Source organism: Promicromonospora sp. NPDC050262, assembly GCF_040655935.1.
In the GTDB taxonomy this organism is placed as follows: Bacteria; Actinomycetota; Actinomycetes; order Actinomycetales; family Cellulomonadaceae; genus Promicromonospora.
The window spans coordinates 85,721-108,385 of record NZ_JBFAKX010000010.1 but is presented as its reverse complement, the minus strand read 5'-3'; the positions used below and the strand labels follow the sequence as shown (position 1 = coordinate 108,385).

The 22,665-nt window shown below is 69.1% G+C and carries 21 protein-coding genes, 2 tRNA genes and 1 pseudogene; 18 read left to right on the top strand and 6 right to left on the bottom strand.

The features are described 5' to 3' along the window. Nucleotides 1–47: 47 nt before the first annotated feature. From yidD to rpmH, 3 genes are read right to left on the bottom strand one after another with little or no spacing between them, the layout of a single operon-like run. On the bottom strand, nucleotides 48–356 hold the full coding sequence (gene yidD / locus AB0I29_RS16470; protein WP_285100560.1) for a membrane protein insertion efficiency factor YidD: 309 nt from the start codon (nucleotides 354–356) through the stop codon (nucleotides 48–50). Beyond that, the gene (gene rnpA / locus AB0I29_RS16465) at nucleotides 353–730 is read right to left on the bottom strand and encodes a ribonuclease P protein component (protein ID WP_285100561.1); all 378 of its coding nucleotides are present in this window, start codon (nucleotides 728–730) and stop codon (nucleotides 353–355) included. Before rnpA ends, yidD begins: the two co-directional genes overlap by 4 nt. Nucleotides 731–733: 3 nt before the next feature. Then, a complete protein-coding gene (rpmH, locus tag AB0I29_RS16460) occupies nucleotides 734–871 on the bottom strand; it encodes a 50S ribosomal protein L34 (protein WP_010849920.1) in 138 nt (45 codons plus the stop codon). A gap of 432 nt (nucleotides 872–1,303) precedes the next feature. On the opposite strand from rpmH, the gene dnaA reads away from it, so the two are divergent. The 5 genes and pseudogenes from dnaA (at nucleotide 1,304) to AB0I29_RS16435 (ending at nucleotide 7,345) form a co-directional block, all read left to right on the top strand. Continuing rightward, a complete protein-coding gene (gene dnaA / locus AB0I29_RS16455) occupies nucleotides 1,304–2,740 on the top strand; it encodes a chromosomal replication initiator protein DnaA (protein ID WP_108492793.1) in 1,437 nt (478 codons plus the stop codon). 659 nt (nucleotides 2,741–3,399) lie between these two features. Further along, nucleotides 3,400–4,533 (top strand): DNA polymerase III subunit beta, encoded by a 1,134-nt coding sequence (dnaN, locus tag AB0I29_RS16450; RefSeq protein ID WP_020017328.1) that lies wholly within the window; start codon nucleotides 3,400–3,402, stop codon nucleotides 4,531–4,533. A gap of 64 nt (nucleotides 4,534–4,597) precedes the next feature. Next, a pseudogene (gene gnd, locus AB0I29_RS16445) lies at nucleotides 4,598–5,545 on the top strand (phosphogluconate dehydrogenase (NAD(+)-dependent, decarboxylating)); the annotation flags it as partial. Between the two features lie 26 nt (nucleotides 5,546–5,571). After that, nucleotides 5,572–6,810 (top strand): DNA replication/repair protein RecF, encoded by a 1,239-nt coding sequence (recF, locus tag AB0I29_RS16440; RefSeq protein WP_357483230.1) that lies wholly within the window; start codon nucleotides 5,572–5,574, stop codon nucleotides 6,808–6,810. A gap of 19 nt (nucleotides 6,811–6,829) precedes the next feature. Further along, nucleotides 6,830–7,345 (top strand): DciA family protein, encoded by a 516-nt coding sequence (locus tag AB0I29_RS16435; RefSeq protein WP_357483227.1) that lies wholly within the window; start codon nucleotides 6,830–6,832, stop codon nucleotides 7,343–7,345. Nucleotides 7,346–7,504: 159 nt separating this feature from the next. On the opposite strand, the gene AB0I29_RS16430 is transcribed toward AB0I29_RS16435, so the two are convergent. After that, entirely contained in the window at nucleotides 7,505–8,305 is an 801-nt protein-coding gene (locus AB0I29_RS16430) for a hypothetical protein (protein WP_357483224.1), read from the bottom strand. Between the two features lie 586 nt (nucleotides 8,306–8,891). On the opposite strand from AB0I29_RS16430, the gene gyrB reads away from it, so the two are divergent. The 7 genes from gyrB to AB0I29_RS16395 all read left to right on the top strand — a co-directional run bounded on the left by gyrB (nucleotide 8,892) and on the right by AB0I29_RS16395 (nucleotide 16,918). Then, entirely contained in the window at nucleotides 8,892–10,982 is a 2,091-nt protein-coding gene (gene gyrB / locus AB0I29_RS16425; RefSeq protein ID WP_357483221.1) for a DNA topoisomerase (ATP-hydrolyzing) subunit B, read from the top strand. 131 nt (nucleotides 10,983–11,113) lie between these two features. Continuing rightward, nucleotides 11,114–13,753, top strand: a complete 2,640-nt coding sequence (gyrA, locus tag AB0I29_RS16420; RefSeq protein ID WP_285100651.1) for a DNA gyrase subunit A — start codon at nucleotides 11,114–11,116, stop codon at nucleotides 13,751–13,753. Then, entirely contained in the window at nucleotides 13,753–15,003 is a 1,251-nt protein-coding gene (locus AB0I29_RS16415; RefSeq protein WP_357483218.1) for a DUF3566 domain-containing protein, read from the top strand. The genes gyrA and AB0I29_RS16415 overlap by 1 nt, the downstream gene beginning before the upstream one ends. Before the next feature lie 138 nt (nucleotides 15,004–15,141). Further along, a tRNA-Ile gene (locus AB0I29_RS16410) sits at nucleotides 15,142–15,215 on the top strand. Nucleotides 15,216–15,250: 35 nt separating this feature from the next. Then, on the top strand, nucleotides 15,251–15,370 hold the full coding sequence (locus tag AB0I29_RS16405) for a DLW-39 family protein (RefSeq protein ID WP_285100569.1): 120 nt from the start codon (nucleotides 15,251–15,253) through the stop codon (nucleotides 15,368–15,370). Between the two features lie 11 nt (nucleotides 15,371–15,381). Then, nucleotides 15,382–15,454, top strand: a tRNA-Ala gene (locus AB0I29_RS16400). Between the two features lie 261 nt (nucleotides 15,455–15,715). Beyond that, on the top strand, nucleotides 15,716–16,918 hold the full coding sequence (locus tag AB0I29_RS16395) for a beta-1,3-glucanase family protein (RefSeq protein ID WP_357483213.1): 1,203 nt from the start codon (nucleotides 15,716–15,718) through the stop codon (nucleotides 16,916–16,918). An 88-nt stretch (nucleotides 16,919–17,006) separates the two neighbouring features. Here AB0I29_RS16395 and AB0I29_RS16390 read toward each other — a convergent pair whose 3' ends face one another. Continuing rightward, the gene (locus tag AB0I29_RS16390) at nucleotides 17,007–18,011 is read right to left on the bottom strand and encodes a hypothetical protein (RefSeq protein ID WP_357483210.1); all 1,005 of its coding nucleotides are present in this window, start codon (nucleotides 18,009–18,011) and stop codon (nucleotides 17,007–17,009) included. A 122-nt stretch (nucleotides 18,012–18,133) separates the two neighbouring features. Between AB0I29_RS16390 and AB0I29_RS16385 the strand changes: the two genes are divergently transcribed. Both AB0I29_RS16385 and AB0I29_RS16380 read left to right on the top strand, forming a co-directional pair. Continuing rightward, a complete protein-coding gene (locus tag AB0I29_RS16385) occupies nucleotides 18,134–18,673 on the top strand; it encodes a peptidylprolyl isomerase (protein WP_285100572.1) in 540 nt (179 codons plus the stop codon). Between the two features lie 82 nt (nucleotides 18,674–18,755). Next, a complete protein-coding gene (locus tag AB0I29_RS16380) occupies nucleotides 18,756–19,637 on the top strand; it encodes a rhomboid family intramembrane serine protease (RefSeq protein WP_285100573.1) in 882 nt (293 codons plus the stop codon). 123 nt (nucleotides 19,638–19,760) lie between these two features. On the opposite strand, the gene AB0I29_RS16375 is transcribed toward AB0I29_RS16380, so the two are convergent. Beyond that, nucleotides 19,761–20,033, bottom strand: coding sequence for a cell division protein CrgA (locus AB0I29_RS16375; protein ID WP_285100574.1), 273 nt, complete (start codon nucleotides 20,031–20,033; stop codon nucleotides 19,761–19,763). A gap of 144 nt (nucleotides 20,034–20,177) precedes the next feature. On the opposite strand from AB0I29_RS16375, the gene AB0I29_RS16370 reads away from it, so the two are divergent. The 4 genes from AB0I29_RS16370 to AB0I29_RS16355 are packed head-to-tail and all read left to right on the top strand — an operon-like array spanning nucleotide 20,178 to nucleotide 22,653. Beyond that, nucleotides 20,178–20,993, top strand: a complete 816-nt coding sequence (locus tag AB0I29_RS16370; RefSeq protein WP_357483198.1) for a DUF881 domain-containing protein — start codon at nucleotides 20,178–20,180, stop codon at nucleotides 20,991–20,993. Beyond that, on the top strand, nucleotides 20,990–21,823 hold the full coding sequence (locus AB0I29_RS16365; protein ID WP_357483195.1) for a class E sortase: 834 nt from the start codon (nucleotides 20,990–20,992) through the stop codon (nucleotides 21,821–21,823). The genes AB0I29_RS16370 and AB0I29_RS16365 overlap by 4 nt, the downstream gene beginning before the upstream one ends. Further along, nucleotides 21,823–21,981 carry a hypothetical protein gene (locus tag AB0I29_RS16360; RefSeq protein WP_285100577.1) on the top strand — a complete coding sequence of 53 codons (159 nt, stop codon included), beginning with the start codon at nucleotides 21,823–21,825 and terminating at the stop codon, nucleotides 21,979–21,981. Before AB0I29_RS16365 ends, AB0I29_RS16360 begins: the two co-directional genes overlap by 1 nt. A 9-nt stretch (nucleotides 21,982–21,990) precedes the next feature. Further along, nucleotides 21,991–22,653, top strand: a complete 663-nt coding sequence (locus tag AB0I29_RS16355) for an aminodeoxychorismate/anthranilate synthase component II (RefSeq protein ID WP_357483189.1) — start codon at nucleotides 21,991–21,993, stop codon at nucleotides 22,651–22,653. Nucleotides 22,654–22,665: the final 12 nt, after the last annotated feature.

Here is a 22,665-nt window from a genome sequence, read left to right as displayed (position 1 = left end):
GCGGTAGGTGCGAGGGGGTCGTGTACGGCGGCACGAGCCGAGGCAGGTCAGCTCTCGGCGTGAGTGTGCGTGCCGCGCGCGGGCGGCACGTCGTCGACGCCGCCGAGACTCCACGGGTTGCACCGCAGCAGGCGCCACAGCGCGAGACCGAGCCCGCGCAGCGCACCGTGGCGACGCAGCGCGATCAGGGCGTACTGCGAGCAGGACGGGTAGTACTTGCAGCTCGGGGGGCTCATCGGGCTGATGAACGCCTGGTAGAACCGGACCATCCCCACAAGGAGGGTCACCGGGAGCCGGCCGATCAGCGAAGGCTCACGCGTCGGCGCCTCACCCTCGGGTGCGGGGATGGTGGTCATCTCTTCCCGTCTCCGGAAACGCGCGCGACAGCACGCCGCAAGCACGAGTCGAGGTCGCGGTCGAGGTCCGCGTAGGTCGCGTCTGCCGACGGCGGCAGCGCGCGCACCACCGCACGAGCGGAGCTGGGCAGCATGGAGAGCTGGCCGAACGCGGCGGCACGGAGCCGACGCTTCACCAGGTTGCGCTGCACGGAGTTACCCACAGCCTTGGAAACGACAAAACCGACCTGTGGAGTTCCCGATCCTTGGTCCGGGACATTTTCGTCCTGGACCAGGAGGTGAACCACCAAGGTCGATCGACCTGCGCGCGTGCCGCGGCGCACCGTCCGCTCGAAGTCGACGGAACGGCGCAAACGGTGCGCCGCGGGCAACATGGCTCAGGCTGAGAGCTCGGCGCGACCCTTACGCCGGCGAGCTGCCAGGATGGCGCGGCCGGCACGGGTGCGCATGCGCAGCCGGAAGCCGTGGGTCTTCGCACGACGGCGGTTGTTCGGCTGGAAGGTCCGCTTGCTCACGAGGTACTCCAAGAACGTCGGGGTAGGCACACCGTCTGTCCTCGACGATGCAGTGAAAGGTGGCCGTTCAGTACTTCGATCGACCGAGCCGACCCGGGGCCTGGCCCACTGGTCCTGGCCGACGTCGGAGGACGTGGCTCGAATCCGTGTATGGGCGCGCAGAAATACCTGGAACGGCTGTCTGACGTTACGCCGCCGGGAGCCCCCGGGTCAAACCAGAACGGCAGGATCATGCGTGTCGGACGCGCCACACCGCGCGCCTCGCCGACCTTCCCCGCCGGGCCGTCCTGCCTGGCTACGTACCACTTACCCAGGCATGATCCGCGCCATCCACAACCTGTGGACAACTGTGTGGACGGTGCCTCATCATGGCAGACTCCAACACACCCCCAGCGTCGCGCACCACCCCACGCACGAGACTAAGGAAAGCCAGTGGCCAACCCGGACGAGAACATCGGCGATGTCTGGGCGCAGACCCTGACAGCGCTCGAGGCCCGGCCCGACATGAGCCCCCGGCAGCTCGCCTTCATCCGTCTCGCCAAGCCGATGGCAGTGCTGGACGACATGGTCTTCATCGCCGTCCCCCACGAGCAGACGCGGACCTATCTGGAGACGGCGGTCCGCGACGACCTGGTCTCCGCGATGTCGTCGGTCCTGGGGCGCGACGTCCGCTTCGGCATCACCGTGGACCCCGAGCTGAGCAGCAGCACGCTCGCCGGCCCGTCCCAGATCTCCGGCCCGGCGGCCCTCTCCCTCGAGCACGAGCCCCCGGAGCCCGAGCAGGCACAGATGCCGATCGCGCCGCAGCCCGCGCCCAAGCCGTCGGCCGAGCCCACCCGGCTGAACCCGAAGTACATCTTCGAGACGTTCGTCATCGGCTCGTCCAACCGGTTCGCGCACGCCGCGGCCGTCGCCGTGGCCGAGGCTCCGGCCAAGGCGTACAACCCGCTCTTCATCTACGGCGACTCGGGACTGGGCAAGACCCACCTGCTGCACGCCATCGGGCACTACGTCCACAACCTCTATCCACACATCCGCGTGCGGTACGTGAACTCCGAGGAGTTCACCAACGACTTCATCAACAGCATCGGCGAGGGCAAGGCAGGCGCGTTCCAGCGCCGGTACCGCGACGTCGACGTGCTCCTCATCGACGACATCCAGTTCCTGCAGGGCAAGGAACAGACGATGGAGGAGTTCTTCCACACCTTCAACGCGCTCCACAACGCGAACAAGCAGGTCGTGATCACGTCCGACGTCCCGCCCAAGCAGCTCAACGGGTTCGAGGACCGGCTGCGCTCCCGCTTCGAGTGGGGCCTCATCACCGACGTCCAGCCTCCGGACCTCGAGACGCGTATCGCCATCATGCGTAAGAAGGCAGCGAGCGAGCACCTCGACGTCCCGGCCGACGTCCTCTCCTACATCGGTTCCCGGATCTCGACGAACATCCGTGAGCTCGAGGGGGCGCTCATCCGCGTCACCGCGTTCGCCAACCTCAACCGGCAGCAGGTCGACCTGGCACTCGCCGAGATCGTCCTCAAGGACCTCATCACCGACGACGACGACACCGCGGAGATCACCCCCGCCGTCGTGATCGCGCAGACGGCTGCCTACTTCGGCCTCACCATCGACGACCTGTGCGGCTCGTCACGCTCGCGCGTGCTCGTCACCGCCCGGCAGATCGCCATGTACCTCTGCCGCGAGCTCACCGACCTGTCGCTGCCCAAGATCGGCCAGCAGTTCGGCGGCCGTGACCACACCACGGTCATGCACGCGAACAAGAAGATCGCCGGCCAGATGGCGGAGCGCCGCTCGACCTACAACCAGGTCACCGAGCTCACGAGCCGGATCAAGCAGCAGCAGCGCGGCTGACGAGCCGCACCTCACGCGTGCCGTCCTCCCCACCCTCGTGCGGCCCGAAAATCCGGGCATAGCTCCCACTTCCACACCTTTCAACACCCCTGTGCACAGCCGAACCGGTGCACAGGGGTGTTGCGTATACGCACCTCCACAGGACTGTCCACATGAAGATCGGCTGATTCCCTTGACTCTGCTTCGCTTGTCCCCAGCGCTGTGGACACAACCTGTGCAGAACCTAGTGCGCTGCGCTGACCAGCCGATACACACCTGGGGACAAGCCTGTGGACGGGTGTGGACGAAGGCCTGTTTTCTGTGGGCGACGAGACCCCGATCGGTGGACAGCCTGTGTGTAAAAACTGGCCGTCCACAGCGGTCCCCAGTTCATACACAGATCACCCCACAGCTCCTCCACAGGAGGAAATGGCCTCTGACCTGCGGAAAGACACGATTTCCCCAGTTTCCACAACACCGACTACTACTACGACAGTTATCTATTAGGGGGAATCCACACGCCTTCATAAGCCGGTCGAGCGCTTCGACTGCCCGTTCGAACACTAGTACGAGACTCTCCGAGAAGTCCATCCACAGCCAGGACCTATCGAGTGCCGTGAGGTCTCCAACTCGCGTAGGGTTTCCCTCGACAGCCCAGGAACAAGAGGAGATGTAACGGCATGAAGTTCAGGGTCGAGCGCGACGTTCTCGCCGATGCCGTGACATGGACCGCTCGTACGCTCCCCACGCGCCCGCCGGCACCGGTGCTTGCCGGAGTCCGGATCGAGGCCGACGCGCAGGGCGTCATCAACCTCGCGAGCTTCGACTACGAGACCTCCGCGCGCTCCGAGATCCCCGCCGAGGTGGCGGAGCCGGGCACAGTGCTGGTCTCCGGCCGACTGCTCGCCGAGATCTCGCGAGCGCTGCCGAACAAGCCTGTGGACGTGGCGCTCGAGGGCAACAAGGTCATCGTCACCTGTGGTGCCAGCCGATTCACACTCCTCACCATGCCTGTGGACGAGTACCCGGCGCTGCCCGGGCTGCCCGAGGTGAGCGGCACCGTGTCGGGTGACGCGTTCACCCACGCCGTCGCCCAGGTGACCGTCGCCGCCAGCCGCGACGACACGCTCCCCCTGCTGACCGGCGTGCGGGTCGAGATCGAGGGCGAGCGCATCACCCTCCTGTCCACGGACCGCTACCGCCTCGCGCTCCGCGAGCTGACGTGGACCCCGGCCACGCCGGGCTTCTCCGCCGTCGCGCTCGTGCGGGCACGCACGCTCAACGACGTCGCCAAGTCGCTCGGCTCGGGCGGTGGTCTCGTGAACGTCGGTCTGTCCACAGGCCAGGGCCTCGACCTCGTCGGCTTCGAGGCCGGCGGCCGGCAGACCACCTCCCAGCTCGTCGACGGCGACTACCCCGCCGTCAGGCGCCTGTTCCCGGACAGCACGCCCATCCACGCCGTCGTCGCCACCGCCCCGCTGATCGAGGCGGCGAAGCGCGTGAGCCTGGTCGCGGAGCGCAACACGCCGATCCGGCTCTCGTTCAGCGAGGGCCAGGTCGTGCTCGACGCCGGCCAGGGCGACGACGCGCAGGCGTCCGAGGCGCTGGAGGCAGTCCTGGTCGGTGAGGACATCGCGGTGGCGTTCAACCCGCAGTTCCTGCTCGACGGCCTGGGCGCGCTGGGCACGGACTTCGTCCGGCTGTCCTTCACGCACCCGAACAAGCCGGTCGAGTTCACCGGTCAGGGCAGCCTGGACGGCGAGGACGACTCCGCCTACCGGTACCTGCTGGTACCGATCCGCTTCACCGGCTGACGGGTTCGACGCTCCGTCCTGATCGACGGCGCACGCCCGCAACCCATCGTCAGCTCGCACCAAGGACGGCCGCCACGAGCGACCCCGTCGAACGACCCAGGAGGATTTCACGCACATGGTTACCCACATCGGCCTGGTCGGCCTGGGGAAGATGGGCAACAACATGCGGGCCCGTCTGCGCAAGGGGGGCATCGAGGTCACCGGGTTCGACCCGCGGCCCGAGGTGTCCGACGTCGCGACGCTCGCCGACCTCGCCGCCGCGCTCCCCGAGGACAAGCGTGTCGTCTGGGTGATGGTTCCCGCGGGTGAGCCCACCCGTGGCGTGCTCGACCAGCTGGGCGAGATCCTGTCCGAGGGCGACATCGTCATCGAGGGCGGCAACTCGCACTACGTCGAGGACCAGGAGCGGGCCGCGGAGCTCGCGAAGAACGGGATCGGCTACCTCGACGTCGGCGTGAGCGGCGGCGTCTGGGGCCTGGAGAACGGGTACGGCCTGATGGTCGGCGGCGCGGCCGCGGACGTGGAGAGCGTGCTGCCCGTCTTCGACGCGCTGCGCCCCGAGGGACCGCGCGAGGAGGGCTTCGTGCACGCCGGCGGCGTCGGCGCCGGCCACTACGCCAAGATGGTCCACAACGGCATCGAGTACGGCCTGATGCAGGCCTACGCCGAGGGCTACGAGCTGCTCGCGGCCAAGTCCGACCTCATCACCGACGTGCACGGCACGGTGCGGGCCTGGAGCCGCGGCACCGTGGTGCGCTCCTGGCTGCTGGACCTCATGGTCAAGGCGCTGGAGGAGGACCCGAAGCTCGCGCTGCTGGACGACTGGGTCGACGACTCCGGCGAGGGCCGGTGGACCGTGGACGAGGGCATCGACCTCGCCGTGCCGCTCCCCGTGATCTCCGCCGCCCTGTTCGCGCGGTTCGCCTCGCGCCAGGAGCAGTCGCCGGCCATGAAGGCCGTGGCCGCGCTCCGCCAGCAGTTCGGCGGGCACGCGGTGAAGTCGGCGGAGTAGCGGCCGGGACGTACGATCTCCTACCGATGTACGTCTCCCACCTCTCCCTGCTGGACTTCCGGTCGTACGCGTCGGCCGACCTGGAGCTCGAACCGGGGGTCAACGCGTTCGTCGGGCGCAACGGCCGCGGCAAGACCAACCTGGTCGAGGCCATCGGCTATGTCGCGACCCTCGGTTCGCACCGGGTCGCCACGGACGCGCCGCTGGTGCGGTCGGGCGCCGAGCGAGCCGTGGTGCGGACGCGGATCGTACGGGGCGACCGCGCCAGCACGATCGAGCTGGAGATCACCCAGGGCAAGGCGAACCGCGCCCGGATCAACCGGGGCCAGCCGGTGCGGGCGCGGGACGTGCTGGGGATCCTGCGAACGGTGCTCTTCGCACCCGAGGACCTCGCCCTGGTGAAGGGCGACCCGGACGGTCGGCGGCGGTTCATGGACCAGCTTCTTGTCCTGATGATGCCGCGGGTGTCGGCCGTGCTGTCCGACTATGAACGGGTCCTGCGGCAGCGTTCGGCCCTGCTCAAGTCGGCGCGGTCGGCACGACGCTCCGGCGGTTCGGCGCGGTCCGAGAGCTCGGCGGCCGCCGAGCTGGCGACGCTCGACGTGTGGGACGCACGACTGGCCGAGCTCGGCGCGGAGATCCTCTCCCTGCGGGTGCAGCTGGTGGACGCGCTGCGTCCCGCGGTCGCTGCCGCGTACGAGCAGGTGAGTGATGCCGACGGCGACGCGGAGATCGCCTACCGGTCATCGCTGCCGGCCCTCTCGACGGACAATCCACCGGAGTTGTCCACAGCCTCTGGGGATAACTTTTTGGACGTCGGCCGCCTCCGTGACCTGCTCCTCGAGGCCCTCGTCGAGGCCCGGCCGCAGGAGCTGGAGCGCGGTGTCAGCCTGGTCGGCCCGCACCGGGACGACCTCGTGCTGACGCTCGGCGGACTGCCCGCCAAGGGGTACGCAAGCCATGGCGAGTCGTGGTCCTTCGCGCTCGCGCTGCGACTCGCATCGTTCCGTCTGCTGGGCGGGGATCCGCAGAATTCGGCGGATTCACCCGCTTTCTGGGACCCCGATCTGGGCACCGACGCCGATCCGGTGCTCATCCTCGACGACGTGTTCGCGGAGCTCGACGTCCGGCGCCGGGAACGACTCGCGGACCTGGTGCTCCCCGCCCGTCAGGTGCTCGTCACGGCGGCCGTGCCGGAGGACATCCCGCCGGCTCTGAACGGCGTACGGTTTCACGTGGAACCCGGGACGGTGACCCGTGACTGACGAATCTCCACAGGGGCCTGTGGATAACTCCGAGCCCCCTCTGACGCCGCCGTCGGAGGTCGCTCGGGCCGCCCTCAACCGTGCCAAGGCCGCGGCCCGAGCCCGCGGACTGCGGCCCGGATCCCCCTCGCGCCGGTCTCCCCTGGCCGAGCCCCGGTCGAGCGGTTCAGGGCCCGGTGCCCGGGACCCACAGCTCCTCGGGGCGGTCGTCGGCCGCCTGCTGCGCGAGAAGGGCTGGACCGAGGAGGTGTCGGTGGGCGGCGTCGTGGGCCGCTGGCGCGAGGTGGTGGGCTCGGAGATCGCCGACCACTGCACGCCCGAGGCGTTCGAGGACAAGGTTCTCGTGGTGCGCGCCGACTCGACGGCCTGGGCGACCCAGCTCCGGCTGCTGGTACCGACCCTGATCCGGCGCATGGCGGAGGAGATCGGGGAGGGCGTCGTCGAGGAGGTCACGGTGCTCGGCCCGGCCGGACCCGGATTCCGGCGCGGCCCTCGGTCCGTGCGCGGCCCCGGCCCCCGGGACACCTGGGGCTGACGACCCACGGTCCACAGGGGCATGCGCCCGCCGGCAGTACTCCGCACACGGCTCGTACACGGTCCAGAACGGCCGTACACGCACGAAGGGCTCCCCGGCCGAAGCCGGGGAGCCCTTCGTCGCTCAGCTGCGCCGCAGCGTCAGCCAGGAGCTACCTGCTCACGCGTTCTGCTGCATGCGCTTGCGGGCCCAGACCAGGGCGACGCCACCGATGGCGAGCAGCGCGGCGAACGCGATGGCGCCACCGACGGTCGCACCGGTCGCGGCGAGCTCCGCGGGCTCCTCAGCCGCGGGGCTGGGCGAGGCGGAGGGCTCGGCGGCGGGCGGCACGGAGGCCTCCTCGCTGGGCTCGACGGACGGCGAGGGCTCCGGCTCGGCGCACTCTTCCTCGATCACGATGAGCTCGGTCGGCAGCAGGGCCGAACCGTCCTCCTGGAGCTGGTAGGCACCGAGCTCCTCGGGGAACGTGTACTCCTCCGAGGTGAGCGTGGCGACGATGCCGGCCTCGGTCTTGGTGTAGATGATCGCCTCGGTGCTCTCCGGGATGACCACGTCGTCCAGGCTGGCGGCGCAACCTGCCACGGCCTCGGGGATCACGGGGGTGACGACCTCGGCGGGCGGGGGCGTCTGGCAGACACCGATCGAACCGGACTCCGTCCAGTCGTACTGCGTGCCGCCCTGGCCGTCATAGGCGTCGACGGTGACGGTCCACTCGTGCGCCTTGTCGAGCGCGAGGTCCGGGTAGAGCTTCTGGAAGCCGTTGGAGAACTCGGTGTCCTCGACCGTCTGGCCGTCGATAACGACGGTGACCTTGGCCCCGTTGTAGTACTTGAGATCAACGTTCACGAAACCGCAGTCGGCGGAGACGCTCGGCGTGTGTGCGGAGGCGGGTGCGGCGCTGGCAATCATGCCGCCGAATGCCAGGATGGCGAGAGTTCCGCCGGCGAGAAGCTTCTTCACTCTGTTGCCCTTCGAAGTGAGAGTGCGCGTGCGCGCGCATGTGACCGGTCGGCGCTATTAGAGCAGAAAACGACAAATCAACGAAATGTCACCTTCTGCGTGCAAATTTTCTGACCTTCAACAGACGGCGACATGACGAACCGAAGGGGAATCGCATGCCGGAGTGCGTTCTCGACGAGTCGTCCGGAGCGGCGTCGTCGAGGTCGTCGACGACGACCGCGCGAGGGTCGGATCGGACCCCCGGCCCGCGCCCCCGACGAGGGTCGGATCGAGGCTTCGGAGGCCGTTCGGGAACCCCTTCAGGGCCCCAGGAATCACCCTGTGGAGAAAGGTTGTGGAGGAGTGGCTACAAACACCCCAGGATCCCGGGTTTTCGCCGCTCAGAAGGTAGTATGAGGGGGTCAACCGCGCCGGGTTCCCAGGAACGTCCTGAGGGCCCGGAACGCTGAGCACCGACGAGCCGTCGGACAGTACCTGGCACCCGAGCACGGCATGGACCTCACCTGGTCCGAGCCGCTCGCGCAGCAGCTGGTACGTCCGTCGTCGTGCACATCGTGTGCCTGAAAGACGAGGAGCAACCCCGCCCGTGACAGAGCGAATCGACGGCGGCTACGACGCCGGGAACATCACAGTCCTGGAAGGTCTCGAGGCCGTTCGTAAGCGACCGGGCATGTATATCGGATCGACCGGTGAGCGTGGGCTCCACCACCTTGTGTACGAGATTGTGGATAACGCTGTGGACGAGGCCCTCGCAGGCCACGCCACCGAGATCGACGTGCGCCTTCTGGCCGACGGCGGAGTGCGAGTCTCCGACGACGGTCGAGGCATTCCGGTCGCCATGCACCCGACCGAGGGCAAGCCAACGCTTGAGGTCGTGATGACGATCCTGCATGCCGGAGGCAAGTTCGGCGGCGGCGGGTACGCCGTCTCCGGTGGCCTCCACGGCGTCGGCATGTCCGTGGTGAACGCGCTGAGCACGCGGTTCGTCTCCGAGGTACGCCGCGATGGGTTCAACTGGCGTCAGGAGTACACCGACGGCGGTAACCCGATCACCGGCGTCGAGCAGCTCGAGCCGCTCGGCCCCGACGAGCACACCGGAACCACGCAGACGTTCTGGGCCGACGGGTCGATCTTCGAGACGACCGAGTACGACTTCGAGACGCTGCGTGCCCGGTTCCAGCAGTACGCCTTCCTCAACAAGGGCCTGAAGATCACGCTCACCGACGAGCGGGCGGGTCACTCGTCCGCGACGGACGAGGTCACGGGTGCGGAGCCCGAGGCGGCGGCCGACGGCGTCGAGGAGGTCACGGGAGCCGACGGCCAGCCCGACGCCGACGGCACGTCCCAGGACGCGGCCCAGGGCGCGGACTCGTGGCGCACCGTCACGTTCAAGTACGACGACGGCCTCATGGACTACGTGCACCACCTCAACTCGGCGAAGCGGGTGGAGCTGATCCACCCCGACGTCATCTCGTTCGAGAGCGAGGACACCGAGCGCAAGATCTCGGTCGAGGTCGCACTCCAGTGGACCAGCGCCTACAGCGAGTCGGTCCACACGTTCGCCAACACGATCTCCACCACCGAGGGCGGTACGCACGAGGAGGGTTTCCGCGCGGCGATGACCACACTGGTCAACAGCTACGCGCGCGACAAGGGGATCATCAAGGAGAAGGACGAGAACCTCACGGGTGACGACATCCGCGAGGGGCTGACCGCCGTCATCTCCGTCAAGCTCGGCGAGCCCCAGTTCGAGGGCCAGACCAAGACCAAGCTCGGGAACACGGAGGCCAAGACCTTCGTGCAGCGCGTGGTGCGCGAGCAGCTCGTCGACTGGTTCGACGCGCACCCGAACGAGGCCCGCGACGTCATCCGCAAGGCGATCCAGGCCTCGCAGGCACGGATCGCGGCGCGCAAGGCGCGCGAGGCCACCCGCCGCAAGGGCATCCTCAACGGCGGCGGCATGCCGGGCAAGCTCAAGGACTGCCAGTCGCGGTTCCCCGACGAGTGCGAGATCTACATCGTCGAGGGAGACTCGGCCGGCGGCTCGGCGGTGCGTGGCCGCAACCCGCACAACCAGGCGATCCTGCCGCTGCGCGGCAAGATCCTGAACGTCGAGCGGGCCCGCCTGGACAAGGCGCTGTCCAACGCCGAGGTCCAGGCGCTGATCACGTCCTTCGGCACGGGCATCGGCGAGGACTTCGACATCTCGAAGCTGAAGTACCACAAGATCGTGCTCATGGCCGATGCCGACGTCGACGGCCAGCACATCTGCACCCTGCTGCTCACGCTGCTGTTCCGGTACATGCGACCCCTGATCGAGCACGGCCACGTGTACCTCGCGCAGCCGCCGCTGTACCGGATCAAGTGGAGCAACGCCCCGCACGACTACGTGTACTCGGACCGGGAGCGCGACGCGTTCCTGGAGGCCGGCGCCGCGCAGGGCAAGCGGATCCCCAAGGACAACGGCATCCAGCGCTACAAGGGTCTCGGCGAGATGGACTACTCCGAGCTCTGGGACACCACGATGGACCCGGACCACCGGACGCTGCTGCAGGTCACCATGGACGACGCGGCCGCGGCCGACGAGATCTTCTCGGTGCTCATGGGCGAGGACGTCGAGTCCCGCCGCACCTTCATCCAGCGCAACGCCAAGGACGTGCGGTTCCTCGACATCTGACCTGGGGTCGCCGCAGCAGTGCCCGAGAGGGCCCTGCGGCGTCCCGCGTCGAGACGGTGGCCCACGAGACGAAGTGACACGCCCAGCGGCGTGGAAAGGAAGTACAGACGGTGACGGACGAGACCCCCGGCGTGGAGAACTCCGACGACGGCATTCCTGTGGAGGACGCGCGCGTAGCGGTCCACCACGGTCGTGTCGAGCAGGTCGACCTGCAGCTGGAGATGCAGCGGTCGTACCTCGACTACGCGATGAGCGTGATCGTGGGCCGCGCGCTGCCCGACGTGCGGGACGGCCTCAAGCCGGTGCACCGCCGCGTCATCTACGCGATGTACGACGGCGGGTACCGGCCCGACCGCGCGTTCTCCAAGTGCTCGCGCGTCGTGGGCGACGTCATGGGCAAGTACCACCCGCACGGTGACACCGCGATCTACGACACCCTGGTGCGCCTGGTGCAGGACTGGGTGCTGCGCTACCCGCTGGTCGCCGGGCAGGGCAACTTCGGCTCGCCGGGCAACGACCCCGCGGCGGCCCCGCGGTACACCGAGTGCAAGATGGCGCCCCTCGCGCTGGAGATGGTGCGCGACATCGAGAAGGGCACCGTCGACTTCAGGCCGAACTACGACGGCCGCACCCAGGAGCCCGTCGTCCTCCCGGCGCGTATCCCGAACCTGCTGGTCAACGGCTCGGCGGGCATCGCAGTCGGCATGGCCACCAACATCCCGCCGCACAACCTGCGCGAGGTGGCCGAGGGCGTCCGGTGGCACCTCGCCCACCCCGACGCGTCGCGCGAGGAGCTGCTCGAGGCGCTCCTGCAGCGCATCAAGGGCCCGGACTTCCCCTCCGGAGCCCAGATCCTGGGCCACAAGGGCATCGAGGACGCCTACCGCACGGGCCGCGGCTCCATCACGATGCGCGCGGTGGTGAGCGTCGAGGAGATCCAGAACCGGATCTGCCTGGTCGTCACCGAGCTGCCGTACATGGTCAACCCGGACAACCTGGCGTCGAAGATCGCGGACCTCGTCAACGACGGCCGCATCAACGGCATCGCCGACATCCGCGACGAGACGTCGGGCCGCACCGGCCAGCGCCTGGTGATCGTGCTCAAGCGCGACGCCGTGGCCAAGGTCGTGCTGAACAACCTCTACAAGCACACGCCGCTGCAGGAGAACTTCAGCGCGAACATGCTTGCGCTGGTCGACGAGGTGCCCCGCACCCTCAGCATCGACGCGTTCGTGCGGCACTGGACCACGCACCAGATCGAGGTCGTGCGCCGCCGCACCGAGTACCTCCTCAAGGAGGCGCAGGACCAGATCCACATCTACGAGGGCTACCTCAAGGCCCTCGACGCGCTCGACGAGGTCATCGCGCTGATCCGCCGCTCCCCCGACGTCGACGAGGCGCGCACCGGCCTGATGGACCTGCTCACCATCGACGAGCAGCAGGCGAACGCGATCCTCTCGATGCAGCTGCGCCGTCTGGCCGCCCTCGAGCGGCAGAAGATCCTCGACGAGCACGCCAAGCTGCAGACCGAGATCAACGACTACCTCGACATCCTCGCCAAGCCGGAGCGTCAGCGGACCATCGTGGGCGAGGAGCTCGACGAGGTCACCGAGCGCTGGGGCGACGAGCGCCGCACCACGATCCTCCCGTACGACGGCGACATGTCCATGGAGGACCTCATCCCCGAGGAGGACGTGGTCGTCACGATCACGCGCGGCGGCTACGCCAAGCGGACGCGGACGGACAACTACCGCTCGCAGAAGCGCGGCGGCAAGGGGGTGCGCGGCGCGCAGCTGCGCGAGGACGACATCGTGGACCACTTCTTCACGACGACGACCCACCACTGGATGCTGTTCTTCACCAACCTCGGCCGGGTCTACCGGGCCAAGGGCTACGAGCTGCCCGAGGGCGGCCGGGACGCGAAGGGGCAGCACGTCGCCAACCTGCTGGCCTTCCAGCCGGGCGAGAAGATCGCCCAGGTGCTCGACATCCCCGACTACGAGGCCGCGGACTACCTGGTGCTCGCCACTCGTCGCGGGCTGGTGAAGAAGACCCGCCTGAGCGAGTACAACTCGCCGCGTTCCGGCGGTCTCATCGCGATCAACCTGCGGGAGGACGCCGACGGCGCCGCGGACGAGCTGGTCTCGGCCCGCCTCGTGAACGCCGATGACGACCTCATCCTGGTGTCGCGCAAGGGCCAGTCGATCCGCTTCCACGCGGACGACGAGTCGATCCGTCCGCTCGGCCGCGCGACGTCCGGCGTCACCGGCATGAAGTTCCGCGAGGAGGACGAGCTGCTGTCGGCCGACGTGGTCATCGACGGCGCCGACCTGTTCGTCGTCACCGAGGGCGGGTTCGCCAAGCGCACCCGGATCTCGGAGTACCGGATCCAGGGCCGCGGTGGCCTCGGCATCAAGGTCGCCAACCTGGTGGAGGCGCGCGGCGACCTCGTGGGTGCGCTCGTGACCCATGCGGACGACGAGGTGCTGGTCATCATGGAGCGCGGGAAGATCGTGCGCTCGGCCGTCGCGGAAGTTAACCTCACCGGCCGGAACACCCAGGGGGTAACCTTCGCAAAGCCGGACAAGGGGGACAGGATCATCGCCGTCGCGCGCAACGCGGAGCGTGAGGACGCGGGCGATGCGGTGGGTGCCACCGACGAGAACTCCGACGGCGAACCTGCCGAGCGGGTTACCGTGGAAGCGAATCCGACCCCCGACGAAGTTCCGAGCACCCCTGAGCAGGACAGCACCGGACGCGAGGACAGCTGATGACGAGTGACAAGAACGGGCACGTGCGCATCGCGACGCCTTCGCTCGAAGAGGACCTGGAGATCACCCGGGACCGTAAGGCCGTGACGGAGGACAAGGCCGCGGCCGAGACCTCCGGCGCGGAGCCGGCAGGGGCCGGCTCGGAGAAGACCTCCGCGTCGAACGGTTCGGCCGCGGACAAGCCTGCCGACGGCGGCAGCGCGTCGAACGGCGCCGCTGCCGGCAACGGTCAGGCCACGGGCGGCGAGAAGCTGTCCGAGCCCGTCGTGGTCGCCTCCCCCGCGGCGAAGGCGGACCAGCCCACGCCGGAGAGCAAGACGCCGAAGCCGGCCGCCGCGGACGACTCCGCCGCGGCCGTCCCCACCACGGGTGGGGTCTGGCGGTCCGCCTACGAGGCGGGCAAGCAGGGCAAGGAGCAGAAGCCCGCCGCGGAGTCGAACGGCGGGTCCAAGGACTCCGCGGGCCTCGTCTCGGCGATCGGGCGGGCCTCGACGAAGACCGACACCGCGGCGTCGCAGAGCGCACCCGCGGCTGAGCCGGACGCGAAGTCGTGGAACCGGGTCCCGGCGCCCGGCACGCCGGGGAGCGCCCCGGCGGCCGCTCCGACGGGAGCGGCGGACGGCGTGAAGGCCGGCGCGATGAAGGCTGCCCAGGCCGCCCTCGACGCGGCCCGTAGCGCGGCGAAGAAGGTGTCCTCGATCATGCCTGACGACGAGGGGCAGACGGCGGCTCAGAACGAGCCCAAGCCGCGGCCCGAGATGCACTACACCGCGGGCGGCGTGCGCGGCACCGCCGCTCCGGTCGGTACACCCGCCGAGGGGGCGCAGGGCCAGCCCGCACAGCCGGCGTCGGCCCCCACGCCCGAGGTGCCGCGTCCGGCCCCGGCCGGCCCGCGCCGCGTGCGGCTCGCGATCTCCCGGGTCGACCCGTGGTCCGTCATGAAGCTGGCGTTCCTGCTGGCCGTCGCGGTCGCGATCATGACCGTGGTGGCCACGGCGGTGTTCTGGTCGGTGCTCAACAGCCTCGGTGTCTTCACCACGGTGCAGAGCTTCGTGGAGGACGCCGTGGGCCCGCAGAGCAACGTGAACCTCACGCAGTTCGTGGAGTTCCCCCGCGTCATCTCCCTGGCGACCCTGATCAGCATCTGCAACATCGTGCTGCTGACGGCGATCGCGACGATCATGGCGTTCCTGTACAACATCACGGCAGCACTCGTCGGCGGCGTGCACATGACGCTGACCGACGACTGACCAGCGCTGCCGGAGCGTTCTCGTGCGTCATCGCGCACGACTCGGCGCACGTCACACCGCGGACCATCATTTCGGTTTGGGACATCGTCCCTACCTGGGGTAATCTCCAGTGTCGCAAGAGCGTGCGCAACGCTCTCCGGGGCTATAGCTCAGACGGTTAGAGCGCTTCCCTGATAAGGAAGAGGTCGGAGGTTCAAGTCCTCCTAGCCCCACTCCCGGACCTGCAGAGGCTCCTCAGGAGGAACTCGTGAAGAAGCTGCTGATAGTGCTGCTGGCGGCCGGCGCCGGCTACATCCTCTGGCGCAAGCTGAGTGAGGACGCGGCCGGCCGCGATCTCTGGTCCGAGGTCACCGACTCGATCGACTGAGCGGCCCTCACGGGGCCATGGCGCAATTGGTAGCGCACCTGCTTTGCAAGCAGGGGGTTGGGGGTTCGAGTCCCCCTGGCTCCACCCCATGACCGAAGCCCGGATTCGTCCGGGCTTTTGTCGTTCCCGGGGTCGGTCAGGCCCGCGCTCCGTGGTCGGGCGCCGCACGTCCGAGGGATCACGTACGCGCGCCTTGTGGGATACCCGTACGTTCGGCCGGTCCGGTGATTTTTTCACCCCCGATCCGCCTCCGGCTACTGACATGGCAGGACTCCTTCCATATCGTCGAGCGCGAGGGGCAGCACCACCCACCTGTTCGGCCCCTCGTGATCCGAGGAGGACAGCGTGTCCCTGACCAGGAAGCTCATCGGCACCGCCGCCGCAGTGACAGCAGCCCTGTCGGCTGCCGTGGTCGCCACGCCGACAGCCACCGCAGTACCCGACACCATCCCGCTCACCATCACCAACGACTCAGGTCGTGGTGACCAGGTGTTCGTCTACGTCCTGGGCGAGACCGGCGGCCAGCTCGGCTACGCCGACGCCCAGGGGACGTTCCACCCGTGGCCGGACGCCGGGAGCGTCCCCGAGCCGGCGCCGGACGCGTCGATCGCGGGTCCGGCGAACGGGCAGGACGTCACCATCCAGATGCCCAAGCTGTCGGGCCGCGTGTACTTCTCCTACGGGAGCAAGCTCGACCTCAAGATCGTCAACGACGGGCAGCTCGTGCAGCCGGCCGTGCAGAACCCGAGCGACCCCAACCGCGACATCCTGTTCAACTGGACGGAGTACACGCTCAACGACTCCGGCCTGTGGATCAACAGCACCCAGGTGGACTTCTTCTCCGCGCCGTACCAGACGGGCCTGCGCTCCTCGAGCGGCGAGCTGCTGCATACGGGGATGCTCAAGCCTGACGGCTGGGACCACGTCGTCTCGTCGCTCTCGCAGCAGGACGGCTGGGACGGTCTCGCGCAGACCGGCCCTGACGGATCCGTGCTCCGGGTGCTCTCCCCCGGCCACGGCGTCGGCACGGGCCAGATCGACGCGAACATCCTGTCCGACTACGTCGACCGGGTCTGGAGCAAGTACTCGAGCGAGACCCTCACCGTCGTGCCGTACGGCGACCAGCCGGACAAGAAGTTCCTCGGGACCGTCTCGGGCGACACGATGACGTTCACCGACACGTCGGGCGCCGTCGTCACGACGTTCCCGAAGCCCTCGGGCGAGTCGATCTTCGGCTGCGCGGGCGACCTGGCCGCGCCGAACAACGACATCGGCGCCATCGCGCGCACGCTGTGCGCAGGGTTCAACCGGTCCTCGCTGCTCGACAGCAGCACCCAGCCGACCCAGGATCCGGCCGGCTTCTACCAGGACTCGGTGACGAACTACTACGCCAAGTACATCCACGAGCAGATGGCGGACGGCAAGGCGTACGCGTTCGCGTTCGACGACGTCGTGGCGCAGGAATCGCTGGTGCACGACGGTGACCCGACCGAGGCTTTCATCCAGCTCGACCCGTTCGCGGGGGAGGCCACGCCGATCGGCGGCTGAGCCCGGCGCGCTGGTCGCGGCATCCACAGGACAGAAGGGCCCGGCCGTGTCGGCCGGGCCCTTCTGGTGTCCGTGAGACGGGCTGGGGTCAGCTGCCCTGCTTGCTCTCCCCCGGCGGAACCTGGTCCACGATCGGCTCGTCCTTGGTGGGCGGAGCCGGCTTGGCGTCCTTCGGCTCCGCTGCCTTGGCCGGCTTCTCGGGGCTGTCGGAGCCGGCCTTCTGCGCGGCGTCGGACACCGCGCCGCTCGCCTTCTGCGCCGTGGACTTCGCGGCGTCGATGACGGGAGCAGCCTTCTCCTTGGCGGCGTCGATCACCGGGGCGGCCTTCTCGAGCACCGGACCGGCCTTCTCCTTCGCCGCCTCGAACGCGGGGCTCGCGGCCGAGTAGGCCCGGGCGCCGAGGTCCTTGGCCGTCTGTGCGGCCTTGGCCCCCGCCTCCTTGCCCTTGGCGAGCGCGGAGCCTGCCGCCGAGCCGACGCCGGAGGAGTGCTTGGCGGCGCCGTCGGAGTAGTCGGCTCCCGAGCTCTGCTCCCAGGGCTCGGCCCACGGGTCGGTCTGCGGCTGCGCGCGCTTCCAGAAGACGTAGCCCGCGACGGCCGCGCCGCCCGCGGCCAGCGCGATGAGCCAGCCCTTCTTGGAGCTCTTCCTGCTGGCCTTGTCCGCCGCGTCCGTGACGGTCTCGGCGAGCGAGGTCTTGCCCTGAGCCGCCGCGGCATTGGCCGCCGCGGCGTTGAACGCGGAGACCATCTTCGGGAGCAGGTCGTCCACGAGCTTGTCGTGCGCGGAGTCGATGAGGGGCGCGGCCTTGCCCGCCACCTTCTCGACCTGGGGCGCGGCCGCCTGCAGGCTGTCCTGCCAGGCCTTCTCGGCGCGCGGTGTGAGCCACGCGATGAAGTCGTTCACGCGGGGCTGGGCCCAGTCCTTCGCGTTCGAGGCCCGGTCCTTGGCCTGGGCCGCGATGGACCCGGCCTGCGACGCGGCCTTGGAGCTGACGTCGGAAAGCAGAGCTGTGGCCTCCGCGGCCCTCTCCTTGACCTTCTCGGTGTCGATCTTGCTCGTGTCCACGTAGTCGGTCACCTTCTTGCGGGTCATGTAACTCCCCCCGAACTGTTCAATACTCCTCAAGGTGCCACTCTGCCATCGCCTGCCGTTACTGGCGAGGGCGGGAGGCGCCGGTGCAGCATCTACGGGCCGCTCCGTGGGAGGATTGATGCATGTTCGCAATCCTGCACACCACCTCCGGTGACATCCGCATCGAGCTCTTCCCGAACCACGCGCCCAAGACTGTCGAGAACTTCGTCGGCCTGGCGACGGGTGAGAAGGCCTGGACGGACCCGCGCACGGGCGAGGAGCGCAAGGACCCGTTCTACGACGGCCTGATCTTCCACCGCGTCATCGACGACTTCATGATCCAGGGCGGCTGCCCGCTCGGGACGGGAACCGGCGGCCCGGGGTACACGTTCAACGACGAGATCCACCCTGAGCTCCAGTTCAACGAGAAGTACATCCTCGCGATGGCCAACGCCGGCAAGCGCCGGAACCCGGTCACCGGCGAGATCGAGGGCACCAACGGCTCCCAGTTCTTCCTCACCACCGCGGAGACCCCGTGGCTGAACGGCAAGCACACGATCTTCGGCAAGGTCGCGGACGACGCGTCGCGCGAGGTCGTCGACAAGGTCGGCAAGACGCGCACGCGTCCCGGCGACCGTCCCGTCGAGGACATCGTCATCGAGTCCGTCACCATCGAGCCCTGACCCGCCGCGGCGCCCGCGCCGCCCTGGACCGGACACGTACGACCTGAGCACTGAGGACCGAGGGGACTGAGGACGTATCGCGATGAACGACCCGGCCGCCGAGGAGCCGACCGAGGCCGAGGCTCCCGTCTGCCCGCGTCACCCGGACCGGGTGAGCTACGTGCGCTGCCAGCGCTGTGGTCGGCCGGCGTGCCCGGAATGCCAGCGGCCGGCCGCGGTCGGCATCCAGTGCGTCGACTGCGTCCGGGAGTCGAGTCGTGCCGCGCCGCGTGTCCGGACGGTCTTCGGTGGCACCGCGACGGCCGCCTCCACCCACGGTCGGCCGGTCGTCACGCTGACGATCATCGGCATCTGCGTCGTGAGCTGGCTGCTGCAGCTGGTGACGAGGGGTGAGTGGACGCAGGCGCTGTGGTTCTGGCCCTGGGGCGGCGCGATGGAACCGTGGCGGTTCCTCACGGCATCGTTCCTGCACTCCACGTCGCCGCTGCACATCCTGTTCAACATGTACGCGCTGTGGATCACGGGCCAGTTCCTCGAGCCGCTGCTCGGCCGGGCCCGGTTCGCGGTCCTGTGCCTGCTGTCCGCCGTGGGCGGGTCGGTCGGCGTGCTGCTCCTGGCCGGCGACCCGTTCACGTCGGACGCCTGGGTGACGCCGGTCGTCGGCGCGTCCGGCATGGTGTTCGGGCTGTTCGGGGCGATGCTCCCCGTGATGCGCCGCCTGGGCCGCAGCATGGGTCAGGTGCTCGTCCTGCTCGCGATCAACGGCGCCATCGGGTTCTTCGTGCCGAACATCTCGTGGCAGGCACACCTCGGCGGTCTCGTCACAGGTGCGCTGGTGGCGACCGCCTATGCGTACGCGCCCAAGGACCGGCGTGCGCTCGTCGCGTGGGTCGTCCCGGTGGCCGGTATCGCCGTCCTGACCGCGCTGGCGGTATGGCGCTACAGCTCCGTCGGCGTCCTGTGAACAGGCGGAAGAGCTAGCTGGTGGTGTAGCGCCACACTCTTTTCCCCAGCTTTACCCACAGCTGTGGATAAATGGGTACACAGCTCCGCGGCCGCCTCGGCGCGGCCGCGGAGCCACCGTTCCTCAGCGCCAGCGGGTGGTGAGCCCGAAGCCCACGATGATCAGGCCGAAGCCGACCGCGAGGTTCCACTGGCCGATCTGCGGGATCGGCAGGGCGAGGTCTGCGCTGGTCAGGTAGTACGTCACGATCCAGGCGAGGCCGAGGACCATGAGGCCGACCATGACGGGGGCGAGCCAACGCGGGTTGACCGCCTCACCGGGCAGCGCGACCTTGGCCTCGGCCTTGTCAGCCTTGGGCGTGGCCTTCTTCTTGTTGCGGGACTTCGACTCGGGCACGAGGCGGGCTCCTGTCCTGGGGGGTCTGCCCGACGGGTGTGCCGAGCCGACGTCTGCTTGCTCGTGGACTAGCGTAGTGGTCGACAGCCCGAGTCGTGACCAGACGCGTCCGCGGGTTGGTCGAATGTTGCAGGAGGGACGCATGTGACCGGACCGGAGCCGACGCCCGCGCCGTCGTCCAAGGGCGGTGCCGGAGGCTTTCTTGGTGCCCTGACCCACGCACGGTGGCGTTCGTGGCTCAGCGTGGGGGCGGTCGCCGTGCTCGCCGGCCTGATGTTCAGCGCCAGCGCCCGGCTGGCCGACGGCGGCGGCGCCGGCAACCGCGACCCGCAGGACCTCGCGCAGCTCGTGGACACCGAGACCGACCGCGTCACCGACCTCACCGAGCGCAGCACCGAGCTGGACCGCGAGATCGAGGCGCTGAGCGCGCGTGCCGGCACGACCGTCCCGACGCTGGACGACGACCTGGTGCGCCGCGAGGGCGTGGTGTCGGGATCCGAACCGGTCGAGGGCGGTGGTCTCACCGTGACGCTCGACGACGCGCCGTCGACGGCGGTCGGGGCGGGTCCCGGTGGCGTCGAGCCGCAGCCGGACGACCTCGTGGTGCACCAGCAGGACCTGCAGCACGTCATCAACGCGCTCTGGGCCGGCGGGGCCGAGGCGATGACCCTGCAGGGCGAGCGCGTGACGTCGACGTCGGCGTTTCGGTGCTCCGGGAACATCCTCCTGCTGCACGGCAAGGTCTTCTCACCACCGTACAAGGTGACGGCAGTCGGAGACCCGGAGAAGATGGAGGCGTCGCTCGACGAGTCCGAGGGTGTGCAGACGTACCTCGAGTACGTGGACTGGGTACACCTGGGCTGGGACGTGCGACGTAGCGACCACCTGGACCTCCCCGCGTACGACGGCGGCGGTCTGCAGTACGCGACGGTTCCCGATGGTACGGAGGTCTTTGGATGACCCACGCGCAGGCCGGCCACAACGTACCCCTGCCGCAGGAGGTGTTCCCCATCGCGTATCAGCGCGGTCCGTCCGGGATGGGTCCGCGCAACGCGCGGCGCCCCCAGTCGGCGGGATCCCCCATGCGGCCCGTCGCCTGGCTGATCGGCGTGATGGGAGAGCTTCTCGTGACCGCGGGTCTGGTGCTCGGGCTGTTCGTGGTGTGGCAGCTCTGGTGGACGGACGTCGAGGGCGCGCGCGCCCAGAGCGAGATCATCGCCGAGATGGACTGGGAGGCCGCTCCAACCGGTCCCGAGACCGCTACCGAGAACCACGGCCCGCCGCCGGTCATGGCGGAGCCACCGGACGCCGGCACGCTCTTCGCGCAGATGTACATCCCGCGGTTCGGCGACAACTACGTCAAGCCGATCGCCGAGGGCACGGACAAGGCGACGGTGCTCGACACCATCGGCATCGGCCACTACGTGGGCACCGCCATGCCGGGCGACCTCGGCAACTTCGCGGTCGCCGCGCACCGCACCACCTACGGCAAGCCGTTCAACCAGATCGCCGAGCTCAAGCCCGGTGATCCGCTGGTCGTCCGTACCGAGGACACCTGGTACGTGTACAAGGTGACCGAGTCGCAGATCGTCTACCCGCAGAACGTCGAGGTCATCGCCCCGGTCCCCGGTGTGACCGCCGACGAGCCGATGCCCGAGCTGACCAAGCGGTTCATCACGCTGACCTCCTGCCACCCGATGTTCTCCGCGACCGAGCGGTACATCGTGCACGGTGAGCTCGAGTACTGGTCGCCGGTGGGCGAGGGCATGCCGAAGGAGCTGGTGAGCTGATGTACGCGCTGCTGTGGCGGGCCATTCCCGGCCCCGGGTGGTTCAAGTTCCTCGTCTGCCTCGTGCTGGCGTTCGGCGTGATCGCGGTGTGCTTCACGCAGTTCTTCCCGTGGCTCAGCGACTACATGCCGTTCAACGACACCACCGTCGGCGCGTAGCATGCCTGCATGACGCGCATCCTCGTCGTCGACAACTACGACTCGTTCGTCTACACGATCGTCGGTTATCTCGACCAGATCGGCGCCCGGACCGTGGTGGTCCGGAACGACGCCGTGCCTACCCCGGACGCCGACGGCCGCTATTGGTACGACGGCGGCGACGGCGCGCCCGTGCCCTACGACGGCGTGCTCGTCTCCCCCGGCCCGGGGACCCCGGCGGAGGCCGGCGCCTCCGAGGACGTGATTCGGGACTGCGCCCGGTCGCGTACCCCGATGCTCGGCGTCTGCCTCGGGCACCAGGCGCTGGCCGAGGTGTTCGGCGGCAAGGTGACGCACGCGCCGGAGCTCATGCACGGCAAGACGAGCCTTGTGGAGCACTCGGGCCAGGGCGTCCTCGCCGGCCTGCCCGCGCCGTTCACCGCGACGCGCTACCACTCGCTGGCGGTGACGCCGGACAGCGTGCCGGCCGAGCTGGAGGTGACCTGCTCGACGGCGTCGGGCATTGTCATGGGGCTGCAGCACCGCGAGCTGCCGCTGCACGGCGTGCAGTTCCACCCCGAGTCCGTGCTCACCGAGGGCGGGCACCGGCTGCTGGCGAACTGGCTGGAGACCTGCGGGCTCGAGGGCGCCGTGCAGCGGGCACAGGGAATGGCGCCGCTGGTCATCTCCTGACCTGCGGCGCCA